Below are 4545 nucleotides of genomic sequence, written 5' to 3'. Positions count from 1 at the left end.
ACCGGCCAGCTCGGCCTCGCCCGGCGGGTGATGCGGCGCAGCCTGCGGGCCGTCCCGGCGGGGCTGCCGGTGGTCGGCCTGGAGCCGAGCTGCACCGCGGCGCTGCGCGAGGAGCTGCCCCGGCTGCTCGGCCGGGAGGCCGGCGAACTGCCCTCCCGGGTAAGGACGTTCGCCGAATTCCTGGACGACAGCGGGGTCGCGCTGCCCCGACTGGAGACGGACGCGGTCACCCAGGTGCACTGCCACCAGCACGCCGTCCTCGGCACCGCGGCCGACCGGAGCGTGGAGCGGCGGATGGGTGTGCGCAACGCGGTGCTGGACTCCGGCTGCTGCGGCCTGGCCGGCAACTTCGGCATGGAGCGCGGCCACTGGGAGGTGTCGGTGGCGGCGGCGGAGCGGGTGCTGCTGCCGGCGGTGCGCGCGGCCGCCCCGGACACGGTGGTACTCGCGGACGGCCTGAGCTGCCGCACCCAGATCGCCCAACTCGCGGACGGGCGGCGGGCCGTCCACCTGGCGGAGCTGGTCCGGCGGGCGCTGCGCGAGGCGCAGTAGCCGGGGCGGGAACACCGGTGCACGGTCGTGGCGCGGCCGGCGGGGCGCCGCCACAATGGCACGGTGACGATCACCACCGCCGAGGCGGACACCATCCTCGCCGACCACTTCGCGCCCTGGGTGCAGGCACTCGAGCTCTCCGTCACCGAGACCGGTGACCGGCACGCCGTGCTCCGGCTGCCCTGGTCGGACGAACTCGCCCGCGAGGGCGGCGGCCTGAGCGGCCAGGCCCTGATGGCGGCCGCCGACACGGCGACCGTGGTCGCCGTCTCCGCGGCCCGCGGCGGCTTCGGACCGATGACCACGATCCAGCAGTCGACCACCTTCCAGCGGGCGGTGGTCGGCGCGGACGTCCTGGTGACCGCCCGGATCACCAAGCTGGGCCGCCGACTCGCCTTCGTGGACGTGGTGATGACGGCCGAGGGCGAGGAGGAACCGGCCGCGCACGCCAGCACCGTGTACGCCTTCCCCGGCTGATCACGTCCGACCCCTACTCACCGGGCCTACCGCGCAGTAGCCTCACCGGGCCGCACCCCACTGCGACCCCCACCACCCCTGGAGGCCCGATGCGCACACCCCTGCCCGGAGGCGTCAGACTCGCCGTCGCCGCAGCCCTGTTCGCCGCCTCGGCACTCGGTCTGACGGCGGCTCCGGCCGCCGCGGCCGAGCACCGTCCCGGCCCCGCCGACGTGCCGCGCTGGTACCTGGCCCTCGGCGATTCGCTCGCCGCCGGCTACCAGACCACCCCGGACGGCGGCCGGGTGGTCGGCCGCGGCTACGCCCAGGACATCGCCCGCGTGCTGGGCGAGCGGGCCGCCGCCCGCCACCGCCCGTTCGACTTCACCGACCTCGGCTGCCCGGGCGAGACCACCGGCACCATGGCGAACGGCGGTTGCCCCTGGCCGCACCCCTGGACGGACTCCCAACTCGCCGCCGCCGAGCGCTTCCTGCGCGAGCACCGCAAGGACCGGGTGCTGGTGACGATCGATATCGGCGCCAACGACGTGAACCGCTGCGCGAGCGGCGGCACCATCGACCTGCCGTGCGCCCTGCAGGGCATCGCCACCGCGGGCCGTGGCCTGTCCGACATCCTCGGCCGGCTGCGGGCGGCGGCCGGACCGCACACCCGGATCGTCGGCATGAACCTCTACGACCCCTTCCTGGCCGCCTGGTTGACCGGCGAGCAGGGCAGGGCGACCGCCGCGATGTCGCTGCCGCTCTCGCACGCGCTGAACGCCGCGATCGGCATCGCCGACGCGGCGCACGGGGTGCCGACCGCGGACGTCGCCCGGGCCTTCGACACCGACGAGCTGCGCCCGGTGCCGTTCAACGGCGCCCAGGTGCCGCTGAACGTGGCCCGCATCATGCAGTGGACCAACATGGCGCGCGGCGACATCCACGCCAACGACGCCGGCTACCAGGTGATCGCCGACACCTTCCTGGCGAAGCTCTAGCGGTTCCGGTTCCGGTTCCTGTTCCGGGCCGCGGGAGCGCGGCCGGCCGGGCGGCACATCCCACCGTCCGGCCGGCCCCCGTGCCCCCGCGGGACCCCCTGGTTCCGTTGGTTCCGTTGGTTCCGCTACTGCGGCGATTCCTCGGCGCAGATGGTGGTGACGAACTCGGCGACCCGCTCCTGCGGCATGTGCCGGGCGATGTCCGCCTCGCTGATCATGCCGACCAGCTTGTGGTCGGGGTGGTTGATCACCGGCAGGCGGCGGACGAGGTGCTGTTCCATGACCCGCAGGACCTGTTCGGCGTCCTCGTCCTCCTCGATCACCATCGGCCGGCCGACGGCGAGGTCGACCGCCTTGATCTTCGTCGGGTCGAGTCCCTCGGCGACGCACTTCAGCACGATGTCCCGGTCGGTGAGGATGCCCAGCAGTTTCTGGTTCTCGCCGCAGATCGGCAGCGCCCCGACACCCCGGTCCTTCATGATCCTGGCCGCGTCGGCCAGCGTCTCGAACTCCCCGACGCACTCGGCGCCCGGGTGCATGATCTCTCTGGCTGTGGTCATGGTCAGGCCTCCCGCTGTGCCTCAGACCTCCGTCCCTCCATCGTGGTCCCGGCCCCGCGGGCCCGCCACCTCGGGCCGCGAGCCGTTCACCGCGCCACCGGGCGCCTCCAGCGGGTCACGGGCCAACACCTCGTCCAGCGCCGGGAGATCGGGCAGCTCCAGCTGCTCGGGGCCGGGCTCGGGGGCCGGTGCGGGGGCCGACTGGGGGGCCGGCGCGGGCTTCTCGGTGACGCTGTCGAGGAAACGGAGCAGCTCCACCGGGAAGGGCAGCACCAGGGTGGAGTTCTTCTCCGCCGCGACCTCCACCACGGTCTGCAGCAGCCGCAGTTGGAGCGCGGCCGGGGTGCTGCTCATGATCGCGGCCGCCTCGGACAGCCGGGCCGAGGCCTGGAACTCGCCGTCCGCGGTGATGATCCGCGCGCGGCGCTCCCGTTCCGCCTCCGCCTGCCGCGACATCGAGCGCTTCATCGACTCCGGCAGGGCGACGTCCTTGATCTCCACCCGGTCGATCTCGATGCCCCAGTCCAGCGCCGGGCTGTCCAGCATCAGCTCCAGGCCCTGGTTCAGCGGCTCGCGGTTGGCCAGCAGGTCGTCGAGCTCGCTCTTGCCGATGATCGACCGGAGCGAGGTCTGGGCGACCTGGGAGATCGCGAAGTTGTAGTCCTGCACGTTGACGGTGGCCCTCACCGGGTCGATGACCCGGAAGTAGACGACGGCGTCGACCCGAACCGTCACGTTGTCGCGGGTGATGCCCTCCTGCGCGGGGATCGGCATCGTGATGATCTGCACGTTCACCCGCTTCAGCCGGTCCGCGATCGGCAGCAGCCAGGCCAGGCCCGGGTCCCGGATGTCGTCCCGCACCTTGCCGAACCGGAACACCACACCGCGCTGGTACTGCTGCACCACCCGGATGCTCACCCCGGCCCACACGGCCAGGACGATCAGCGCGCCCAGAATCGCGTCGAGAATGATCATTGCGTCACCTCTGGCACACGCAGGGACCCCGCTCTCCACGCTACTCCGATGTCCACGGGCCGTCCGGATCCCGCGGCCCGGCCCGCCCGCAGCACCTACGATCTGCGGCATGGAGCCGCCCTCACCGCCGCCTTCCCGCGGCCCGGACCGCGACCGGCCCCGCCCGCTCCCCGCGGCCGAGGACCCGCGGGCCCCGGGCCACCCGGCCGCCGCGGCCGCCGCCACCCGCAGCCTCGCCGAGCTGGACGGGATCGTCACCCACTGCCGGGCCTGCCCGCGGCTGGTCGCCTGGCGCGAGGAGGCGGCCCGCACCAAGCGGCGCGCCTACCTGGCGGACGAGTACTGGGCCCGGCCGATCCCCGGCTTCGGGCCGGCCGACGCGGCCCTGGTGATCGTCGGGCTCGCCCCGGCCGCGCACGGCGCCAACCGCACCGGCCGGATCTTCACCGGCGACCCGTCCGGCGACCTGCTGTACGCCGCGCTGCACGAACTCGGCCTCGCCTCGCAGCCGCACGCCACCTGGCGGGACGACGGGATGGAGCTGTTCGGGGTGCGGATCACCGACCCGGTGCGGTGCTGCCCGCCGGAGAACCGGCCGACCCGGGACGAGCGGGACACCTGCCGGCCGTGGATCGCCCGCGAGTTCGCGTACCTGCGGCCGACCGTCCGCGCGGTGGTCGCCCTCGGCGGGTTCGCCTGGGAGGCCGTCCTGCCCGCCCTCGCGGCCTCCGGCCGGACGGTCCCCCGCCCGCGGCCCGCCTTCGGGCACGGCGCCCGCGCCACCCTCCCGGCCGTGGACGGCGGGCCGCCGCTGGAGCTCTTCGGCTGCTACCACGTGAGCCCGCGCAACACCTACACCGGCCGCCTCACCCCGGCCATGCTCCGCGACCTGCTCGCGGCGGCCGCCGGCACGGCGGGCCTGCTCTGACCCCTCCGGGACGCCCGCGCCGCCCCTGGTGCGGCGCCGCTCAGAAGGCCGCCGGTTCGCCCGCCCTGCGCCAGAC

The 4545-nt window shown here is 74.5% G+C and carries 6 protein-coding genes; 4 read left to right on the top strand and 2 right to left on the bottom strand.

Going from position 1 to position 4545, the window contains the following annotated elements; genetic code table 11:
* The 3 genes from ABZ641_RS26620 to ABZ641_RS26610 form a co-directional block, all read left to right on the top strand.
* The coding region (locus ABZ641_RS26620; RefSeq protein ID WP_359985613.1) for a (Fe-S)-binding protein at nt 1-552 on the top strand (552 nt) is incomplete at its 5' end.
* Between the two features lie 63 nt (nt 553-615).
* Nucleotides 616-1029, top strand: a complete 414-nt coding sequence (locus ABZ641_RS26615) for a PaaI family thioesterase (protein ID WP_359985611.1) — start codon at nt 616-618, stop codon at nt 1027-1029.
* Between the two features lie 89 nt (nt 1030-1118).
* A complete protein-coding gene (locus tag ABZ641_RS26610; protein WP_359985608.1) occupies nt 1119-2006 on the top strand; it encodes an SGNH/GDSL hydrolase family protein in 888 nt (295 codons plus the stop codon).
* A gap of 125 nt (nt 2007-2131) precedes the next feature.
* On the opposite strand, the gene ABZ641_RS26605 is transcribed toward ABZ641_RS26610, so the two are convergent.
* Together ABZ641_RS26605 and ABZ641_RS26600 are read right to left on the bottom strand one after the other, a co-directional pair.
* On the bottom strand, nt 2132-2566 hold the full coding sequence (locus ABZ641_RS26605; protein ID WP_344628190.1) for a CBS domain-containing protein: 435 nt from the start codon (nt 2564-2566) through the stop codon (nt 2132-2134).
* A gap of 21 nt (nt 2567-2587) precedes the next feature.
* Nucleotides 2588-3541 carry a slipin family protein gene (locus tag ABZ641_RS26600; RefSeq protein WP_359985605.1) on the bottom strand — a complete coding sequence of 318 codons (954 nt, stop codon included), beginning with the start codon at nt 3539-3541 and terminating at the stop codon, nt 2588-2590.
* Between the two features lie 109 nt (nt 3542-3650).
* Between ABZ641_RS26600 and ABZ641_RS26595 the strand changes: the two genes are divergently transcribed.
* Nucleotides 3651-4469 (top strand): uracil-DNA glycosylase, encoded by an 819-nt coding sequence (locus ABZ641_RS26595; protein ID WP_359985602.1) that lies wholly within the window; start codon nt 3651-3653, stop codon nt 4467-4469.
* The last annotated feature ends 76 nt before the right edge of the window (nt 4470-4545 follow it).

Source organism: Kitasatospora sp. NPDC007106 (genome assembly GCF_040634455.1).
In the GTDB taxonomy this organism is placed as follows: Bacteria; Actinomycetota; Actinomycetes; order Streptomycetales; family Streptomycetaceae; genus Kitasatospora; species Kitasatospora arboriphila.
The sequence above is the reverse complement of the archived record's forward strand: the minus strand, read 5'-3'. Positions and strand labels throughout refer to the sequence as shown.

Bases quoted from the DNA above. Each gene is read 5' to 3' on its own strand.
- ABZ641_RS26610 (WP_359985608.1), top strand. From the start codon at position 1,119: ATGCGCACACCCCTGCCCGGAGGCGTCAGACTCGCCGTCGCCGCAGCC.
- ABZ641_RS26605 (WP_344628190.1), bottom strand. From the start codon at position 2,566: ATGACCACAGCCAGAGAGATCATGCACCCGGGCGCCGAGTGCGTCGGG.
- ABZ641_RS26600 (WP_359985605.1), bottom strand. From the start codon at position 3,541: ATGATCATTCTCGACGCGATTCTGGGCGCGCTGATCGTCCTGGCCGTG.
- ABZ641_RS26595 (WP_359985602.1), top strand. From the start codon at position 3,651: ATGGAGCCGCCCTCACCGCCGCCTTCCCGCGGCCCGGACCGCGACCGG.